Source organism: Alteromonas sp. ABV4_515, from assembly GCF_056160345.1.
In genome coordinates this window covers 466779-484936 of the sequence record NZ_JBSWWZ010000001.1, presented here as the reverse complement: position 1 = coordinate 484936, position 18158 = coordinate 466779, and the positions used below count along the sequence as shown (strand labels likewise).

The 18158-nt window shown below is 50.0% G+C and carries 16 protein-coding genes and 1 pseudogene; all 17 read left to right on the top strand.

Annotated elements, in window-relative coordinates:
- The first annotated feature begins 1 nt into the window (after position 1).
- The 17 genes and pseudogenes from ACXAGX_RS02095 (at position 2) to tldD (ending at position 18144) form a co-directional block, all read left to right on the top strand.
- Entirely contained in the window at positions 2-1741 is a 1740-nt protein-coding gene (locus ACXAGX_RS02095; RefSeq protein WP_474836248.1) for a GspE/PulE family protein, read from the top strand.
- A complete protein-coding gene (locus ACXAGX_RS02090) occupies positions 1734-2969 on the top strand; it encodes a type II secretion system F family protein (RefSeq protein WP_474836246.1) in 1236 nt (411 codons plus the stop codon). Before ACXAGX_RS02095 ends, ACXAGX_RS02090 begins: the two co-directional genes overlap by 8 nt.
- Entirely contained in the window at positions 2966-3481 is a 516-nt protein-coding gene (locus ACXAGX_RS02085) for a hypothetical protein (protein WP_474818966.1), read from the top strand. The genes ACXAGX_RS02090 and ACXAGX_RS02085 overlap by 4 nt, the downstream gene beginning before the upstream one ends.
- 43 nt (positions 3482-3524) lie before the next feature.
- Complete coding sequence (locus tag ACXAGX_RS02080; protein ID WP_474818968.1) at positions 3525-4160, top strand: pilus assembly FimT family protein; 636 nt, start codon at positions 3525-3527, stop codon at positions 4158-4160.
- A 56-nt stretch (positions 4161-4216) separates the two neighbouring features.
- Positions 4217-4310, top strand: a pseudogene (locus ACXAGX_RS02075) (type IV pilin protein); the annotation flags it as partial.
- A 416-nt stretch (positions 4311-4726) separates the two neighbouring features.
- Entirely contained in the window at positions 4727-5296 is a 570-nt protein-coding gene (locus ACXAGX_RS02070) for a prepilin-type N-terminal cleavage/methylation domain-containing protein (protein ID WP_474818971.1), read from the top strand.
- Positions 5286-5873 (top strand): type IV pilus modification PilV family protein, encoded by a 588-nt coding sequence (locus ACXAGX_RS02065; protein WP_474836244.1) that lies wholly within the window; start codon positions 5286-5288, stop codon positions 5871-5873. The genes ACXAGX_RS02070 and ACXAGX_RS02065 overlap by 11 nt, the downstream gene beginning before the upstream one ends.
- A complete protein-coding gene (locus ACXAGX_RS02060; protein ID WP_474836243.1) occupies positions 5870-6721 on the top strand; it encodes a prepilin-type N-terminal cleavage/methylation domain-containing protein in 852 nt (283 codons plus the stop codon). The genes ACXAGX_RS02065 and ACXAGX_RS02060 overlap by 4 nt, the downstream gene beginning before the upstream one ends.
- Entirely contained in the window at positions 6705-7151 is a 447-nt protein-coding gene (locus ACXAGX_RS02055; protein WP_474836240.1) for a pilus assembly PilX family protein, read from the top strand. Before ACXAGX_RS02060 ends, ACXAGX_RS02055 begins: the two co-directional genes overlap by 17 nt.
- 310 nt (positions 7152-7461) lie before the next feature.
- Positions 7462-8505, top strand: coding sequence for a rod shape-determining protein (locus ACXAGX_RS02050; RefSeq protein ID WP_070125118.1), 1044 nt, complete (start codon positions 7462-7464; stop codon positions 8503-8505).
- Between the two features lie 72 nt (positions 8506-8577).
- Complete coding sequence (mreC, locus tag ACXAGX_RS02045; protein ID WP_474836238.1) at positions 8578-9462, top strand: rod shape-determining protein MreC; 885 nt, start codon at positions 8578-8580, stop codon at positions 9460-9462.
- Positions 9462-9941 (top strand): rod shape-determining protein MreD, encoded by a 480-nt coding sequence (gene mreD, locus ACXAGX_RS02040; protein WP_474818992.1) that lies wholly within the window; start codon positions 9462-9464, stop codon positions 9939-9941. Before mreC ends, mreD begins: the two co-directional genes overlap by 1 nt.
- A 9-nt stretch (positions 9942-9950) precedes the next feature.
- Positions 9951-10535 carry a Maf family protein gene (locus ACXAGX_RS02035; RefSeq protein WP_474836236.1) on the top strand — a complete coding sequence of 195 codons (585 nt, stop codon included), beginning with the start codon at positions 9951-9953 and terminating at the stop codon, positions 10533-10535.
- A complete protein-coding gene (gene rng, locus ACXAGX_RS02030) occupies positions 10532-11998 on the top strand; it encodes a ribonuclease G (protein WP_474836234.1) in 1467 nt (488 codons plus the stop codon). The genes ACXAGX_RS02035 and rng overlap by 4 nt, the downstream gene beginning before the upstream one ends.
- Before the next feature lie 15 nt (positions 11999-12013).
- Positions 12014-15892, top strand: coding sequence for a YhdP family protein (locus tag ACXAGX_RS02025; protein ID WP_474836232.1), 3879 nt, complete (start codon positions 12014-12016; stop codon positions 15890-15892).
- Positions 15885-16709: a carbon-nitrogen hydrolase family protein gene (locus ACXAGX_RS02020; protein ID WP_474819007.1), complete on the top strand. Its 825-nt coding sequence runs from the start codon at positions 15885-15887 to the stop codon at positions 16707-16709. The genes ACXAGX_RS02025 and ACXAGX_RS02020 overlap by 8 nt, the downstream gene beginning before the upstream one ends.
- Positions 16702-18144 (top strand): metalloprotease TldD, encoded by a 1443-nt coding sequence (gene tldD / locus ACXAGX_RS02015; RefSeq protein ID WP_474836229.1) that lies wholly within the window; start codon positions 16702-16704, stop codon positions 18142-18144. Before ACXAGX_RS02020 ends, tldD begins: the two co-directional genes overlap by 8 nt.
- Positions 18145-18158 lie beyond the last annotated feature (14 nt).

Here is an 18158-nt window from a genome sequence, read left to right as displayed (position 1 = left end):
TATGAATCAGCCGAAAATACGCTTAGGCGATCTGTTAGTACAAAATGGCTTGATCTCAGACGAGCAGCTGGTTTCGGCGCTGGGAGAACAGCGTAAAACCGGCCGTAAACTTGGGGCTACTTTGATATCCATGGGGTTGGTGTCAGAGCAAGCTTTACTGGAGTTGTTATCACGCCACTTGAATGTGCCGCTGATTAATTTAGAGCAGTATCAGGTAAACCCTAATGCGGTAAAACTGTTACCTGAAATACAAGCTCGCCGATATCGTGCCTTAGTGATTGAGGATAAGGGCGACCGTCTGTTGGTGGCCATGAGCGATCCTGCAGACCTTAACGCTCAAGATAACCTCTCTGAATTACTAACTAAGCCATTCGACACTGCCGTTGTCAGCGAAGCGCAGCTTTATGATGCCTACGACACGCATTATCGGAAAACCGATGAAATTGCTTCATTCGCCACCGAACTGGCTGAAGAATATCAGCAAACCGATGATTTCACCTTAAGCGCCGGGGTGGAAGAAGAGCAGGACACCGCGGTTTCACGACTTCTGCAGTCTATTTTTGACGACGCGGTGATTGCCAAAGCATCAGATATTCATATCGAGCCTGATGAAAATAAACTGCGTATTCGTCAGCGTGTTGATGGCATGTTGCAGGAAACGGTAATTCCTCAGGGCAACATTGCAGCCGCTCTGGTGCTCCGCCTCAAACTCATGGCCGGGCTGGATATTTCGGAAAAGCGCTTGCCTCAGGATGGGCGCACACAGGTCAAAGTGAAAGGGCATCGTATTGACGTGCGTTTATCTACCATGCCGGTTCAGGCAGGGGAATCTGTGGTTATGCGTTTGTTGGATCAGTCGGCGGGACTACTCACCCTCGACCAAACCGGCATGCCAACGGCCATCCTCAATCGATTCCGGGCCTTATTGCAACGTCCTCACGGCATGATTTTGGTTACTGGCCCCACGGGGTCAGGTAAAACCACCACGCTCTATGGTGCATTGAGTGAACTGAACCAACCGCAGCGCAAAATTATTACTGTTGAAGATCCGGTGGAATATCGTCTGCCGCGTATTAATCAGGTGCAGGTAAACGCAAAAATCGACCTGACTTTTTCCAGTGTGCTGCGCACAACCTTACGTCAAGACCCTGACATCATCATGGTGGGGGAAATGCGTGATCAGGAGACCGTTGAAATTGGTCTGCGCGGCGCTCTAACGGGGCACTTGGTGTTGTCTACCTTGCACACAAACGATGCCGTATCCAGCGCAATTCGTCTGCTAGATATGGGCGCGCCGGGATACTTGGCAGCGAGTGCCCTACGAGGCGTAATTGCTCAGCGTCTAGTTCGGCGAATTTGCGACAGTTGCGAAGAAACTTACACGCCCACTTCCCAGGAATTGTTCTGGTTAAAACACGTAGATGAAAACATCGGTGAAGTGGTGTTTAAACGTGGCCGTGGCTGTCAGAAATGCAGTCAGACCGGGTATAAAGGCCGAATCGGTGTGTTCGAGTTGCTGGAAATGAATGATGCAATGATGGACGCGCTAAAAGTGGGTGACACTGTGGGTTTTGCCCGCCATGCACGCGACAGCAAAGGCTATCGACCCCTGGCCTATGCCGCACTAACCTACGCGAAAATGGGTATGACCTCGGTAGACGAAGTACTCAAACTATCAGAAATGGTGGCTGAAGCGGGAGCCGATACCGAGCAGGCTGAGGATACGAGCGAGCATGGCTAAATATAGTTATACCGCTCGCGAGCGCACCGGGGAATTAACCGAAGGCGTTATTGAAGCGACCGACGAAAGCGCGGTAGCAAAACTGTTGCTTGCCCGTAACGTGGTACCTATTCGCATTGAGTCGGCAAAGGAAGAGGCGAGCCCCGGGGCGGCGAAATCATCGGAAGTTCACTGGTATACGCCGAATGTCGCTCTTGAGGAATTGGTGATTTTCTGTCGGCAAATGTACTCGTTGACCCGGGCCGGTATTCCAATATTACGCGCCGTGAGTGGCTTAGCCGAGTCCAGTAGCAGCGTGCGTATGCGCGTAGCATTGCTGGATGTCATTGCACAGCTTGAACGGGGTCGTACTTTATCATCGGCACTACACCTTCATAGCGATATCTTTAACCAACTGTTTGTCAGTATTATCCATGTGGGAGAAAACACCGGTCAGCTCGATGCCGCCTTCTTGCAGCTCGCCGAGTACCTGGAGCGTGAGCAGGAAACACGCAAACAAATTAAGGCTGCAACCCGTTATCCCATCTTCGTTATTGTTGCTATTGTTGCGGCTTTTATCGTTCTAAACGTTTTCGTTATTCCTAAGTTCGCCACCATGTTCGCTAAATTTGGTGCAGAACTGCCAACCATGACTCGGGTGTTGTTGTCGATCTCGGATTTTATGATTCATCGCAGCTACATTCTGGTGGCTATCGTTGCGCTTATCGGGTTTGCGATTTATCGCTATATCAATACCCAAACCGGTCGTTACAAATGGGATCGCATGAAACTTCGCTTACCCATCGTGGGTGAGATTATTCGTCGTTCCCTGCTTGCCAGATTCAGTCGCAGCTTTTCCATGATGCTGCATTCCGGAGTGCCGTTAACCAATGCGCTAAACCTTGTGGCCGATGCGGTCGATAACGCTTATGTGGGTGCTGCAATTATTGAAATGCGCCAGCGCATTGAAAAAGGGGAAAACCTCACACGGGTGAGCCGGGCAAGCGGGCTGTTTACACCCATGATCATGCAGATGATAAACGTGGGCGAAGAAACCGGTCGGGTAGATGATTTACTTGCCGAGGTGGCAGGCTTTTATGAACGGGAAGTGGACTACGATTTGAAAAGTCTCACTGCTCGCATAGAGCCTATACTTATTGTTTTTGTGGCCGGAATGGTTCTGGTGTTGGCACTGGGTATCTTCTCGCCAATGTGGGACATGATGAGTGCCATAAAGGGGGGCCGATGAGAAAAAGTATCGACACCGCCGAAGGCGAACAGCGGAAAATGTACATCGGCATTGTGTCGACCCTGGTGTTCGCCATATTGATGGCCACTTTTATCATCTATTTTTATGAGAGCGAGCCAAACCTGAAAGGGCAAATTCTGTATCAGCGGGGTGAAGCGCTTGAAGATGCGGCCATTACGTCTCACTGGCAGTGGCAAGCTGAGGGGCGTCCGCAGCGGATTATTCTGGTGCACTACAATAGTGATGGAAAAGAAACCGATCGCAGCCCAGTTGCGATGAATCTGGCGGGGTGGCCTGAAGTGAACGCCTCATCGGAAGGATGTCAGCGGGTTTGGCAGATGCTGTTGCACCAACCTATGGAAGTCGATGGCTTCAGGGTGCGCGGTGAATTTTATGATGAATCACAAGGCGAAGGGCGAGCCGACAATTCTTACTGTCGATTTAGTCTGAGTAGCGGTGATTACTTTGATTACGCTATTTTTCGCGGCGACGTGATTTATGACGATGAATAATTTGTCCGTACGCAAAAAATTTTATCATTTGGAGAATCAAACCATGGAAACGCAGCCTATCCAACGCGTCAATAAGCAGGCGGGCTTCACGCTCATTGAGCTGACAATCGTAGTTGTTTTGCTGGGGCTACTTGCTGCTGTAGCGATTCCGCGTTTTCTGGATGTCACCGAAGATGCCGAAAACGCCACCGTTGAGGGTGTTGCTGGTGGCTTTGCCACTGGCGCGGGATTGGTGCGTGCGCAATGGGAGCTCGATGCCAGACCGGAAGAAAACGGTGGCTCAAATCTAACGTTTGTCACCCTCGACGGTGTCGAGGTGGGCGTTGATAGAGATACTGGTTATCCAACCGGACAGCTTCTTAATGATGGAAGTTCGGAAGATACCAATATGACCGATGCAGATTGCCAGAGTGTGTTCAGCTTGATTATGCAGAGCGCACCTAGCATCACATCGATATGGAGTAACGTGCCAACGGAGCGATACCGTTACTACACCGCAGTCCGCACGGGGCAAGGCTCTGGTGGTAATGACTTGTGCTATTATTACTTAAGTCAAACCATTAAGAATCTTAACAGTGCGCCAGTGGATAACACTCAGGGAAATGGATTTATATACGACTCACGGATAGGTCAGGTTATTGTTTTTACTAACAACAACGATCAACTCATAACCAACTAGCCGTTGAAATAGCCGATAATACATTTAGTTTAATTTCCAAGTCAGAGGTACTGAGCATGCAACAACGTGGTTTCACATTAATAGAACTGGTCATTGTGATCGTCATTTTAGGTATTTTAGCGGTTACTGCAGCACCGCGTTTCATTGATTTACAAGGAGATGCCCGCGCATCTACCCTGCAAGGCGCAAAAGCAGCAATGACCAGCGGTATGCAATTGGTTTATGCGAAATCTGCAATTGCAGGTGAGCAAAATAACGCAAACGCTGGCGACGATACATCTCGGGTTACCATTAACGGTAACGCAGTAGAGACTGACTTTGGTTATCCAGATGCTGAGACAACCACGACCATTGGTATTCTGAATCAATGGATTGAGCTGGAAGATGCAGACTGGGATCTGACTGCTGATCAGCCTGCCGCTGGTCAGTTTGTAGTGACACCTCAGGGTGTGACCTATAACGCAACAGCAGCCAGTGCTTGCCAACTGATTTTCACCGAATCTACCGGCGCTAATGTTGCACCAGTCATCACATTGGAAACTGGCGGCTGCTAACCGGACAATTAAATGAAAGAAAATGTAGGGCGCGCTAGCCCTACTGGTAAAGTTCAGTCGGGGTTTACCTTGGTCGAGCTCATCATAATCATCGCGATTCTTGGCATTATTTCCGCAATGGCCATTACGCGTATGGATGAGGGCGCAGGGTATGACGAGTATCTGTTGCAGAAACGCCTGCATAGCGCGTTGAGGCATGTTCAGATGCAGGCGATGCATGATACCCGTGACGGCTATTGCTACCGGCTGAACTTTAACTATTCCCCCGGCACTCAAAATTTCGGTCCTCCCGTGAGTAATATGAGTGCAGCCTCGGCTTCTGATTCATGTTCATCCTCTATAGCATTTAATGCGCCTGATTATTTGCGTACCAGTGCCGGTGAAATGCAGGGCCTTGATATTACAATGAACGGTGTAGATGAAGGCGCTTCAAGACCCATGTACATCGGTTTTAATAATGCGGGTCGTCCGCTAACTGCGGGGGCATCTTGTGCTTCAGGCAATGGTTGCCGGTTTTCATTCACTGGCAAGTCCACGGTGGGTGTATGTGTTAATGGCGAAGGGCTAATTTATGAATGCTAGCCGCGGATTCACATTGCTTGAAACCGTCATTGGGCTGGCTATATTTGCCATCGTTATGGCTACCACTGTGCAAATGATTGCCGAGCAATCCAGACGCAGCATGGAGCCTATCTGGCAAAGTCGTGCTGCCGAACTGGCGCGTTCCATTCTGTCTGAAGCGCAAAACAAAAAATTCGACACCCGCTCCAGTTCTAACCCTGCCTATCCCCGCTGCAATGAAAATGGCAGTCGCTGCTCTCAAACCAATGAGTTAGGCCCCGGCGGCGGAGAGCAACGTCAGAACTGGGACGATTTTGATGATTTTCATCGACTGTATCAGGTAGGTGCGGATATTACTGATAGCCGAGGCGTTCGCTTGGTAAACCCTGATGGCTCGGCCATGTACGAAGGCTTCGCCCTATATGTGCGCGTTCACTACGATGACAATACCGACGGCATTGACGATGACGATTTAAATCAGGATGGGGTGTACGATACCGGCACCTATGTTGGCAACGTAAAGCGCATGGTGGTGTATGTGAATACCCCCGGTGGTGATTGGGTGCGGTTTTCTGCGATAAGGTGGAATATTCGATGAATACCCGTAGACACGCCGGCTTTACCCTTATCGAAATGATCACCGTTATTGTGATCCTCGGTATCGTGGGAATAGGGCTTAGCAGCTTTCTTGGTAATGCAATGCTGCTGTTTAGCGGCAACGTTGAACGGGACCAATTGCTCAGTGAATCCCGTTTCGCCATGACAAGAATGCAAGAAGAAATGCGTAAGGCCGTGCCCAACAGCTTCCGAGTCGCAGGTGATAGCAGTACGCATTGTGTGGAATTTGCGCCTACACTCTGGCAAATAAACTATTTTTCTATTCCTCAAGGCTCAACATCCAGTCGGCGCGTTGAGATGTTTTTCCCTCACGACCCCGACGGTAACATCTGGGTGATTGCTGCCGGCCAATACCTCACGGTAAACCCACAACAGGCCGCTGACGTTTATGATGAAGGGCGCAATCGCCGGGCACGGGTAGAGTCGTGTTCTGACGGTGGAGATGGCAACTGTGCCACCCGGGATGATCCCGACGATGTCATTCAGGTGAATGTAAATCGCGCATTTGCCAGTAGCTCTGGTTCAAGACGAGGGTATTTGCTTAACCGCACGGTAAGCTACTGCGTTTCTAACGGCAGCCTGTGGCGTAAAGAAGGGGGGCTGGACGTGAATCAGAACGTTTCTTTATCTGGGGCCACGGTGGTTGCAGAGCATGTAACTAATCCGTTGTCGTCTAACCCTGTTACCGAATATCAATCGACCAACCCGTTTGCGGTATTTTCTGGCGTGTATCCGTCTGGCAATTTCGTGAAAATCAATCTGTATTTTAACAGCTACGACGAAGTGGTTAATCATCATGAGGAGGTTGGCAGTGTATTCACGCTTTAAATCTTCCATGAAAAAACAGCAAGGCAACATGCTGGTTATGGCCATGTTCGCCATGGTTATTCTGTCTTTGCTGGGCATTAGCATGGCCACGCTACTGACATCTTCAGAGCGTACTATCGTGAATGAAGTGATCGGTGAGCGGGCAGAGCAGGCGTCACGGGCGGGGTTGGAAATTCTGATTTACGCAATTCATCCTGCCAACGATTCTACCATTTATATTTGTAATGCCAGCTTCAATTTGACAAGGTTTTCCACCTTGGAGGGCATGGAAGGCTGTTCCGTTGTTGTGCGTTGTGATACCAGAGATGTGAGTTTCAGTGGCGGCCGTGATTGGCACTACGAGGCAAAATCAACAGCAACCTGCTCCGCGGGCGATTTTACCGCGGTAAAAACCAACACCCGCAGCATGACCCGCCGCCTTAACTACTAATTCGAAATAAAACGTAAATTAGCTTGAACAGAATGAGATCGCGCTGGTCAAACATCGGGTTCAGCCGTTTTTTTGCACTAAAATGTCTGAGGCTAAATTTAAGTCGACATATAAGCGGGATTTTTGCGGCATGAACAGTGATTTGCTTGCCCAAACTCTGACCCGTTGTTAAAGTGTGCGGATATATACTCAAACTACTTCTGAACCATCTTTCACGAGGTATTTTGAGTATAATCTTCATTTTGCAGTCACGCCGAAAGACATGCCCGAACAAGAGGTATGCAGGCGCAATAACAGGAACTGGCATTTCATGTTTAAAAAGCTTCGAGGCATGTTTTCCAACGATTTGTCCATCGACCTCGGAACGGCTAATACGCTCATTTACGTAAAAGATCAGGGCATTGTACTTAACGAACCGTCTGTTGTGGCAATCCGTCAAGAGCGCGCATCAGGACCAAAAAGTGTTGCCGCAGTTGGCTCTGAGGCCAAGCGCATGTTGGGTCGTACACCTGGCAATATCCGTGCAATTCGCCCAATGAAAGACGGTGTAATTGCCGACTTCTACGTAACAGAAAAGATGCTTCAGCACTTCATTAAGCAAGTGCATGACAACAACTTCTTACGCCCAAGTCCGCGTGTGCTGGTTTGTGTGCCTTGTGGTTCGACTCAGGTTGAACGCCGTGCGATCAAAGAATCTGCCCTCGGTGCAGGTGCCCGTGAGGTGTATTTGATTGACGAGCCAATGGCAGCGGCCATCGGTGCCGGCTTACCGGTTTCTGAAGCGACCGGTTCAATGGTGGTCGATATCGGTGGTGGTACCACTGAAGTTGCGATTATCTCTTTGAACGGCGTGGTGTATTCCTCTTCAGTTCGCATTGGTGGTGATAAATTTGATGAAGCGATCATTAACTATGTTCGCCGTAACTTTGGTTCTCTGATTGGTGAAGCAACCGCAGAGCGTATCAAGCACGAAATCGGTGCGGCTTACCCTGGCGATGAAGTCCGCGAGATTGAAGTACGCGGCCGTAACTTGGCTGAAGGCGTACCGCGCGGTTTTGTACTAAACTCTAATGAAATTCTTGAAGCATTGCAGGAGCCGTTAACCGGTATCGTGTCTGCGGTAATGGTTGCCCTTGAGCAGTCTCCGCCAGAGCTTGCATCAGACATTTCTGAGCGTGGTATGGTGCTTACCGGTGGTGGTGCGTTATTGAAAGATCTCGACCGACTGCTCATGGAAGAAACTGGTATTCCAGTAGTTGTAGCCGAAGACCCGCTCACCTGTGTGGCCCGCGGTGGTGGTAAAGCCTTCGACATGATTGATATTCACGGCGGCGACCTGTTCAGCTACGAATAACATCTAATAATCAGGCTACCGAAAGGTAGCCTGTGTTTTTATAGCCTTTATCTCGTTGTACGTACCCTATTTATGGATACTATTTTTACACGCGGTCCGTCACTCAATATCAGGCTGATACTGGCTCTGGTGATGTCTGTGGCGCTGATTATCGCTGACACCCGTTTCGATATGTTCCAATCTTCGCGCGTGTACATGAATTCTCTCATGAGTCCGCTTCAGTATTTGGCTAACCTGCCTTCCGTGTTGCTGAATGTGGGTGCTCAGCGCCTTACCTCCCATGAAGATCTGGTTGACGAAAATCAGCGCCTGACCAATCAGGTATTGCTGATGAGTGAGCGCATGCAGCGATTCGATGTACTGCAAGCCGAAAATGACCAGCTTCGCGCATTACTCGATACCCCTTCTAAACCCGGCATGCGAAAAAAGGTGTCAGAGCTGATGGCAGTGGAAACCAGCCCGTTCAGCCAGCAAATTGTGCTGAATAAAGGCGCGCTGGACGATGTGTATCTGTCGCAATCGGTGTTGGACGACCGCGGGATTGTTGGGCAGGTATCGGAAGTGGGTACCACGAACAGTCGTGTCATTCTGATCACCGACGTAACGCACGCGGTTCCGGTACGTTCTGTGCGTAATAATATTCGTTTTATTGCCAGTGGAACGGGCTCGCTGGATGAGTTGTTGCTTGAGCACGTTCCACACAGCGTCGATGTGGAAGTGGGCGACATGCTGGTAACATCTGGCCTGGGCCACGTGTTCCCGGAGGGATATCCGGTCGCACAGGTTTCAAAAGTCACCAGAGACGAAAGCCGACCGTTTGCTATTGTTGTGGCGAAGCCAGTGGCGCGTCTCGACAGGCTGAGATATTTGTTGTTGCTATGGCCGGAAGGGGCAGATGGTCCGCAGGAAATCGATGCAGTAACTGAAGACGAAGCATCAGTAGAGGACGCCAACTGATGCTCAAAGTTCGTCATTACTCTATTATCATCAGTATTCTGATTGCCCTGGTATTACAAATTATTCCGCTTCCAATTCAGGTCGATATCTATCGCCCTGACTGGGTGCTCATCGTGTTGTCTTACTGGACGATGGCATTGCCACACAGGGTGAATGTGGGTGTGGCATTTATGACCGGCATCGCCATGGATATTCTGCTGGGCACCGCGCTGGGCATTCATTCCATCGCGCTTAGTTTGTCGGTATATACATTAACCGCAAACTACCAGCGTTTGCGTAATTATTCGGTCTGGCAACAGGCTATCATTATTGGTGTAATTAGTGCGCTCTACCATGTTGTATTGTTTTGGGTGCAGCATCTTCTCACCGGTATTCCATTCCAGCTTAGTTATTTGTGGCCGGTTGTCAGCTCTATGCTGCTGTGGCCGTGGATTTTCTGGCTCCTTCGTAAAGCACGCAGACAATTTAGCATCAATTAAGGGGCGCTTATGTCGATTTCACTCATTCTGGCATCAGCATCGCCCCGTCGTACGGCCCTTCTAGACCAAATGGGGCTTAGTCATCGCCAGTTTCCCGTAGATATCGACGAATCGCCATTTGCCGATGAATCTCCCGAGGCCATGGTAATGCGCCTTGCTGAGCAAAAAGCGGCCACCGCCTGGCAGCGTCTTTTGGCAGCGGGTGATACGGGCATGGTTGTGCTTGCCTCAGATACGCTTATCGCTTTTAACGGCAAGCCGCTTGGAAAACCTGTCGACCGTGAAGATTACTTCTCTATGCTTCGCTCTCTTTCCGATAACGAACATGAAGTGCTTACTGCCATTAGTGTAAAAGGTGAGCAGGGAAGTAAAACCCAATGCATTTGCACCAAGGTGCAATTCGCCCCTGTATCCGACGACGATATTGCCGCATACTGGGATACCGGTGAACCTGCTGATAAAGCAGGCAGTTATGCCATTCAGGGCATTGGCGGCCAGTTTGTAAAATCTGTGAGTGGAAGTGTGAGTTCGGTAATTGGTCTGCCGTTGTATGAAACCCGTTGTTTGCTTAAAGAATTTGGAATTTCAAAGTGAGTGCAGAACTGCTGATTAACGTGACACCCTCTGAGTCCAGGGTGGCACTGATTGAGAACGGGATCCTTCAGGAGATCCACGTAGAGCGTCACACGAAGAAAGGCATCGTGGGCAATATTTATCGCGGAAAGGTAAGTCGGGTGTTACCGGGCATGCAAGCAGCGTTTGTGGATATTGGCCTGGATAAAGCTGCATTTCTTCATGCATCTGACATTGTTGCTCATAACGAGGTGGCCGATGAAGTGGCCAGCAGTCAGGTTCAGAAAAAAGATATTCGCGAGCTGGTGCGTGATGGTCAGGATATCATCGTTCAGGTGGTGAAAGATCCTATTGGTACAAAAGGTGCCAGATTAACCACCGACATCACCATTCCATCTCGCTATTTGGTTTTCATGCCCAGTGTTACCCACGTGGGCGTGAGTCAGCGAATTGAAGACGAATCTGAGCGCGAGCGATTGAAAAACCTGGTGCAGGAGTACTGCGACGACGAAGGCGGCTTCATTCTTCGCACCGCTGCAGAAGGCGTTTCTCAGGCTGAGTTATCTTCTGATGCGGCATTTTTACGCCGGTTGTGGAACAAGATAAAGCAGCGCATGGGGCGAAAGAAACAGCACATCATGTATGAAGATTTGCCTCTGGCCCGCCGCGTACTTCGTGATTTTGTTGGCACCGAGCTTGACCGCATTCGCATCGACTCTAATTTGTCGTTTCAGGAACTGAAAGACTTCACCAGCGAATATGTGCCTGAACTACAGAGCAAGCTGGAATACTACCGTGGCGAGCGCCCCATTTTCGATTTGTACGATGTAGAAAACGAAGTGCAAAGAGCGCTGGAACGTCGGGTCGATCTTAAATCGGGTGGCTATTTGATTATCGATCAAACCGAAGCCATGACCACTATCGATATTAATACCGGCGCGTTTGTTGGTCACCGTAACCTGGAAGAAACCATCTTCAATACCAATATCGAAGCGACCCTTGCAATTGCTCGCCAGCTCCGACTGCGGAATTTGGGCGGCATGATCCTGATCGACTTTATCGATATGTCGGAACCAGATCACAAAAGACGGGTCTTAAATAGTCTGGAAACGGCCACCGTAAAAGACCGGGCGAAAATCAATATTCACGGCTTTACCGCACTGGGTTTAATTGAAATGACCCGTAAGCGTACAAGGGAAAGCCTGGAGCATACGCTGTGTGGTTCGTGCCCGGTGTGCAAGGGCCGTGGTTCGGTGAAAACCATCGAAACCATCTGTTTTGAGATTATGCGTGAGGTGGTGAGAGTTAACCGCGCCTACGACGCCGACAAGTTTGTAATTTATGCCTCGCCAAATGTAGCCGATGCGCTGCTGGGTGAGGAATCCCATGTTCTGGCTGAGCTGGAAGTGTTCGTGTCTAAGCAGATTAAAGTGCAGACAGAACCGCTGTATAATCAGGACAAATACGATGTTGTGATGATGTAAGGCGGACCGAAACCGGTGTCAAAAGCAAGAACTGTAGCAGCCTGGGCAATTAAGAAGCTTTGGCTGTTACTGGCAGTATTACTTGTTCTCTTTGCCGTAGTGCTTAGCGTGATGCGCTACGCATTGCCTCACATCGACCACAAAAAATATATCCTCGAAGACTTCGTTAACGAAAAGTATGGTGTCGAGCTTAAAATCGGCAGTGTAAAAGCCGACTGGGAAAAGCGCGGCCCCAGTATTGTGCTTAATGACGTGGTGCTGGCCAATAACGAATCCTCACCCGTTGAACTAGAAATCAAACATGTACACATGGACATTGATTTCTGGGAAAGCCTGCGGCTTCGCATGCTGTCTTCCAATGTTTTCACCCTTGATGATTTAAGCCTGGAGATCGATGCTGACAGGATGGATGGCGCAGGTGAAAGCGACTTTCCTGTTGTTGATGCATTAAGGCGTTTGTTTCTGGAGCAACTCCAGCGCTTCTCATTGACCGATGGTGAGGTAGCCATTGTTAGAAATGGTGAGCGCGAAGTACTGCAACTGGAATCTTTAAGCTGGATAAACGAAGAGCAGCATCACCAGGGCACTGGCGAAGTGCGGGTACAGGAACTTACTGCTAATTCAGCCTCGTTTATCATTGACTTAAATGGTTCGGCAGATTCGCTAGACGGCGTGATGTACGCCAAAGCGGAAGAGCTGGATATTTCACCTTGGGTGAAAGGGTTGTTGGCCACCCGCCGTCCACTTAAAGAAAGTCGTGCAAACTTTGAAGTGTGGGCCGAGGTAAAAGAAAGTCAGTTCAGTGCTTTTTATACTGAATTTCATGAGAGTAAGCTGGCCTGGGGCGGCGATGACGATGTGGTATTTAATACCGGTATTCGCGGTGGCAGTATTCAGGCGCAACCGTACAACAATCGCTGGCATTTCCGCGTAGATCAGCTGATTTTCGATTCGAACGACCAAAGTCTGGTTACCGATTTGGTGGGCACAGTATCGCCTCAGGGCGAGGTATTGGTGAATACGGTGAAACCTGCGCCGGTGAATCCCTTCCTGGTGCTGCTACCCTTGTTCACCGATGACACCGCCGATGACAACATTCGTGATTTGAAACCGGAAGGTCAGTTGGCCACGTTGCAACTGAATATCAGGCCGAAGGGAGTAGACGTTGCCGCTAAACTACTGGGTGTGAGCTGGCAGCAAGACAATAAAACACCGGGCATGTCGAGCCTGGATCTCGACATCTATTGGCACAAGAAGCAAGGCGTTGTCATGCTGTCTGCGAACGAGGCCAAACTGGATATCGACAACTTATTGCCAGAGTCCGTCGATATCGATGCGCTGCGTGGACGCGTGTATATTTATCAGCAAGACGTTGACGAAGAAAAGCACTGGGTGGTGCAGAGTGACCGCATGATGCTTGAGTCTGCCAAGCTTACGGCAATCCCTTCATTCCGCTTCGATACGAAAAATGGCGAGTTAGCAGCGCGTTTAGATGTGCAGAAGCGTCCACTACAAGACATTCAATTATTATTGCCCGGCCCGATCATGGGCAAAAATACCACCGCATTTCTTAATCGTGCATTCGAAGGGCCTGGCACCATTGAGGCCGCGAGCATCGTGTGGCAAGGCAAGCCTGCCGACTTTCCGTTTGAAAATAACGAGGGCGTGTTTCAGGCCAATGTGCGTATCACCGACAGCACCTTCCGGTTTTCCGACAAATGGCAGCCCCTTGAGCATCTCGATCTCACCTTACTCTTCGAAAATGAAAAACTGTTGATGTCTGGCCCGGATGCCCTGCTGGGCGACGTGAAAGTGAGCCAATTACGCGCAGAAATCCCGGCGCTAAAAAGCAATTCAAAAGTCATTATAGATGCCTTAGGCGAGGCGGATTCAAAAGCTGTTACGGCACTCATGCTAGACAGTAGCTTGTCTGAATCACTCGGCAGACTGCTAGACAAAGACGTACTGATTGATGGTGCACTGTCGGCCAGTCTGCATCTCGATATTCCATTCAGCAGTCCTGATGTGGTGGCATCCGGTACGGTGACGTTGCCAGGAAACGACGTTCACATTGCCAGTACCAAGATGGATTTTGGTGACGCAAAAGGCCAGGTGTCGTTTGTAAATGAAAGGGTGAACTTCGATAACCTAAATGCCCAGCTTCTGGGACAGCCGGTAAAGCTAACTTTTACCGGCGATAAAGCCGAACAAGATTACGTTGTCGACCTGTCAATGAACGGCGACTGGGAAGTTGCCTCGTTACTGGCAGAATTTAACCCCAAATTTAATCAATCCCTTTCTGGCAATGCCCATTGGCAAGCGGTGCTGAATTTGCGCCTGTTACCAGAAGGCTTTAATTATAAAGCGAATATCACCACGCCGTTGGTAGGACTGCACTCTTCACTACCTGCGCCGTTCGCTAAAGCCTATACCGATGAGCTGCTGTTTAATGTGGTAAGCGAAGGCAACGAGCAGGCATCCACGGTGCAGGCGAGTTTAGGTGACGATGTGCGCTTTGAAGGCGTATTGCCGTACGAGCAAATGCAGTTCTCACGAGCGCACCTGGCGCTGGGTAAAAGCGATTTTGTCGGTATGGGCATCGGCTTTAGTATTTCGGCCAATATGGACGAAGTCGATATCAATGAATGGCACAATACGGTGGATATGTTGATCAGTGGTTTCGGCGACAGTAGCCGCACTGAAACTACCGCGAAGCCGTTATTTTCCGTACCAGAGCGCATTTTCCTGAATGCCAACACGGTGAAGCTGGCAGGGCAGAGCTTGCATCAGGCACAAATCACAACCAAGCAGCAAAATAACAACTGGGTGGTAGACATCAACACCACGGAAGCGCGGGGTACGGTGAACCTGTTTGATGACTGGCTGGCACGAGGTATCGTGATTGAGGCCGACTATCTTCAGCTCGATAACTGGGAAGCAGCCAGTGAAGACGACGAGAGTGTCGCTAAAGACTGGGATGCGTCCACTCTGCCACCTATTTATTTTCACTGTAATCAGTGCTCCCTGCTGGAAAAAGATCTGGGTGAGGTAACGCTGGATGTGGCCCGGGCTGATGACGGTTTGGATATTCGCCAGTTCAGCGCAATCAGCAAGCACGGTAAATTTAACGCCAAGGGCAAATGGATTTTCACCGAAGCCTCCAATCGCTCAGCCCTGAACGGTACGTTTACCAGCGACGATGTGGGCATGATGTTGAAAAGCTGGGGTGTCGACAGCGGCATTAAAGATTCGGGTGCCGATCTGAAATTTGATTTAGGCTGGGCGAAGTCGCCTATGGATTTCTCGGCTCAAAGCCTTACCGGAAACATGGATTGGTCGTTGTCTGACGGCTATCTCAGCGACGTGAGCGACAAAGGCTCACGGATTTTCACGCTGTTTAGCCTGAACTCACTGGTGCGCAAACTCAGCCTGGATTTCCGGGATGTATTTGCCAAAGGGTTTTTCTACGATGATATGAGTGGCACGCTTTCTATCGCTGATGGTAAAGCCTATACCGACGATACCCGAATTGATGGCGGTGCCGGTGAGATTAATATTAATGGCTACACCGATTTGGTTGATAACCAACTGAATTACAACGTGGAGTTCACGCCCAATGTGACGGGAAACCTGCCTGTGCTGGTGTATTTCCTTGCAACGCCGCAAACGGCATTGGCGGCACTGGCCCTTGATCAGGTGCTCACGTCTGCTAAGGTGATTTCAAACGTGAATTATCGCGTTACCGGGAGTTTGAGCGAACCGGTGTTTGAAGAAGTCGGTCGAGATAGCAAAGAAGTCTCGTTACCGGCTAAAACCACACCGGCAACTTCTCCCGACGACCCGCTCACAGAGCAGGACATGCAACGCATTAAACTGGAGGTAGACGATGGTTAACGTAGTGGCAATTCAAATGACGTCTACGCCCCATGTAGACGAGAACCTACGGTTTGTTGAGTCACAACTAAAATCGTTGCCTGATCCGGCCAAGGTAACCAGCCTTGTGGTGCTGCCTGAATGTTTTGCCCGCTTTGGCTCTCGCGATGGTGAGCAGCTTGCTATCGCTGAATCGAAAGGCGCTGGATACATGCAAGACGAACTGAGTCGCATGGCAAAGCAGTATCAATGCTATCTGGTGGCAGGCACCATTCCACTTAAAACTGACGACGACAATAAATTCACTGCGTCTAGCTTGTTGTATTCACCGGAAGGTGAGTTAATGGCGGAATATCAGAAGATACATCTTTTCGATGTGGCCGTGAACGACAACACTGGCAGTTATCTGGAATCAAAATACACCCGCCACGGTGGAAAGGTGGTGGTGGCCGATACGCCGATAGGGCGTATCGGTATGGCAGTATGTTATGATGTGCGCTTCTCTGGTTTGTTTGCCGCTATGGGCGACATCGATATTCTGGTATTGCCCGCAGCCTTTACTCAACGTACGGGTGAAGCCCACTGGGAAGTGCTTTTACGCAGTCGCGCCATTGAAAAGCAATGTTTTGTAGTCGGAGCCGGACAAACCGGCATACACGCGAATAACCGGGAAACTTACGGCCACAGTATGATTATCTCGCCATGGGGTGAGATCATGGCAGAAAACGCCACTGATACCGGTATCGTCTGCGCTGAAATAGATATTAACGATCGGAAGAAGCTGAAGACAAACATGCCTGTCAGCCAACATAACCGATTCAGGAGCCAACTTGTTTAATAACGTAAAAACCCATTTGCTTACTGATTCAGGCCTCGACCTGTCTTCGCTGGAAAAAGCATTAGGTGAAATTTATCACTACGACAACGACTACGCCGATTTGTATTTCCAGTCCAGTCAGCATGAAAGCTGGGTGCTGGAAGACGGTATTATCAAGGATGGCAGTTATAACATTGAACGTGGTGTTGGCGTACGGGCAATCAGCGGTGAAAAAACCGGTTTTGCCTACTCAGACGACATTAACGAAAGCGCTTTGCTGGATGCCTGCCGGGCCGCGCGCACCATTGCGCCCTCTGGTGGTAAGCATCAGGTGAAGTCGTTGGAAAGCGCCAAGTACAGCAATCGTTATAAAGACGATAACCCGCTATTGGCCATGCAAGACGCCGATAAGATTTCTCTGCTGAAAGCCGTAGATGCCTATATTCGTGAGAAAGAGCCAGGCATCAATCAGGTCGTAGTGAGCTTAAGCGGCGTGTACGAAGAAATTCTGGTCGCTGCCACAGACGGCACGCTGGCGACAGATATTCGCCCGCTGGTGCGCCTGAACTGTTCCGTCCTGATGGAAAAAGGCGACCGTCGAGAACGCGGCAGTGCCGGTGCCGGTGGCCGTCATTCCTATGATTTTTTCAAATCCGACAAAGACGGCCGACCCTACTTTGAAATGCTAGCTGACGAAGCCCTGCACATGGCCCGAGTCAACATGGAAGCCGTAGCTTCGCCTGCTGGCACCATGCCGGTGGTGCTGGGTAACGGCTGGCCTGGCGTACTGCTGCATGAAGCAGTAGGCCACGGTTTAGAAGGTGATTTTAACCGCAAAGGTGCGTCGACCTTCAGTGGTCGCATCGGTGAACGTGTGGCAGCAAAAGGGGTCACAGTGGTGGACGATGGCACCATGGCTGACCGTCGTGGTTCTCTGTCGGTAGACGATGAGGGTACGCCAACCCAGCACAACGTGCTGATTGAAGACGGTATCCTTAAAGGCTACATGCAGGACAAGATGAATGCCCGCCTGATGGGGGTTGCGCCAACCGGTAACGGCCGCCGAGAATCATTTGCACATTTGCCTATGCCGCGCATGACCAACACCTACATGTTGGGTGGCCAGTACGATCCGCAGGAAATTATCGCAACTATCGATAAAGGCATTTATGCGCCTAACTTTGCTGGTGGTCAGGTGGATATCACGTCCGGTAAGTTCGTATTTTCCAGCGCGGAAGCCTATCTCATTGAGAACGGAAAAATCACTGCACCGGTAAAAGGCGCCACGCTGATTGGCAACGGCCCGGAAGTTATGCAAAAGATTTCTATGATTGGTAACGACGTAGCACTCGATCGCGGCGTAGGCGTATGTGGTAAAGACGGCCAGTCGGTACCAGTAGGGGTTGGACAGCCAACACTTAAGGTAGATGAACTCACAGTGGGTGGTACGGCGTAATTGCTTATTGGGGC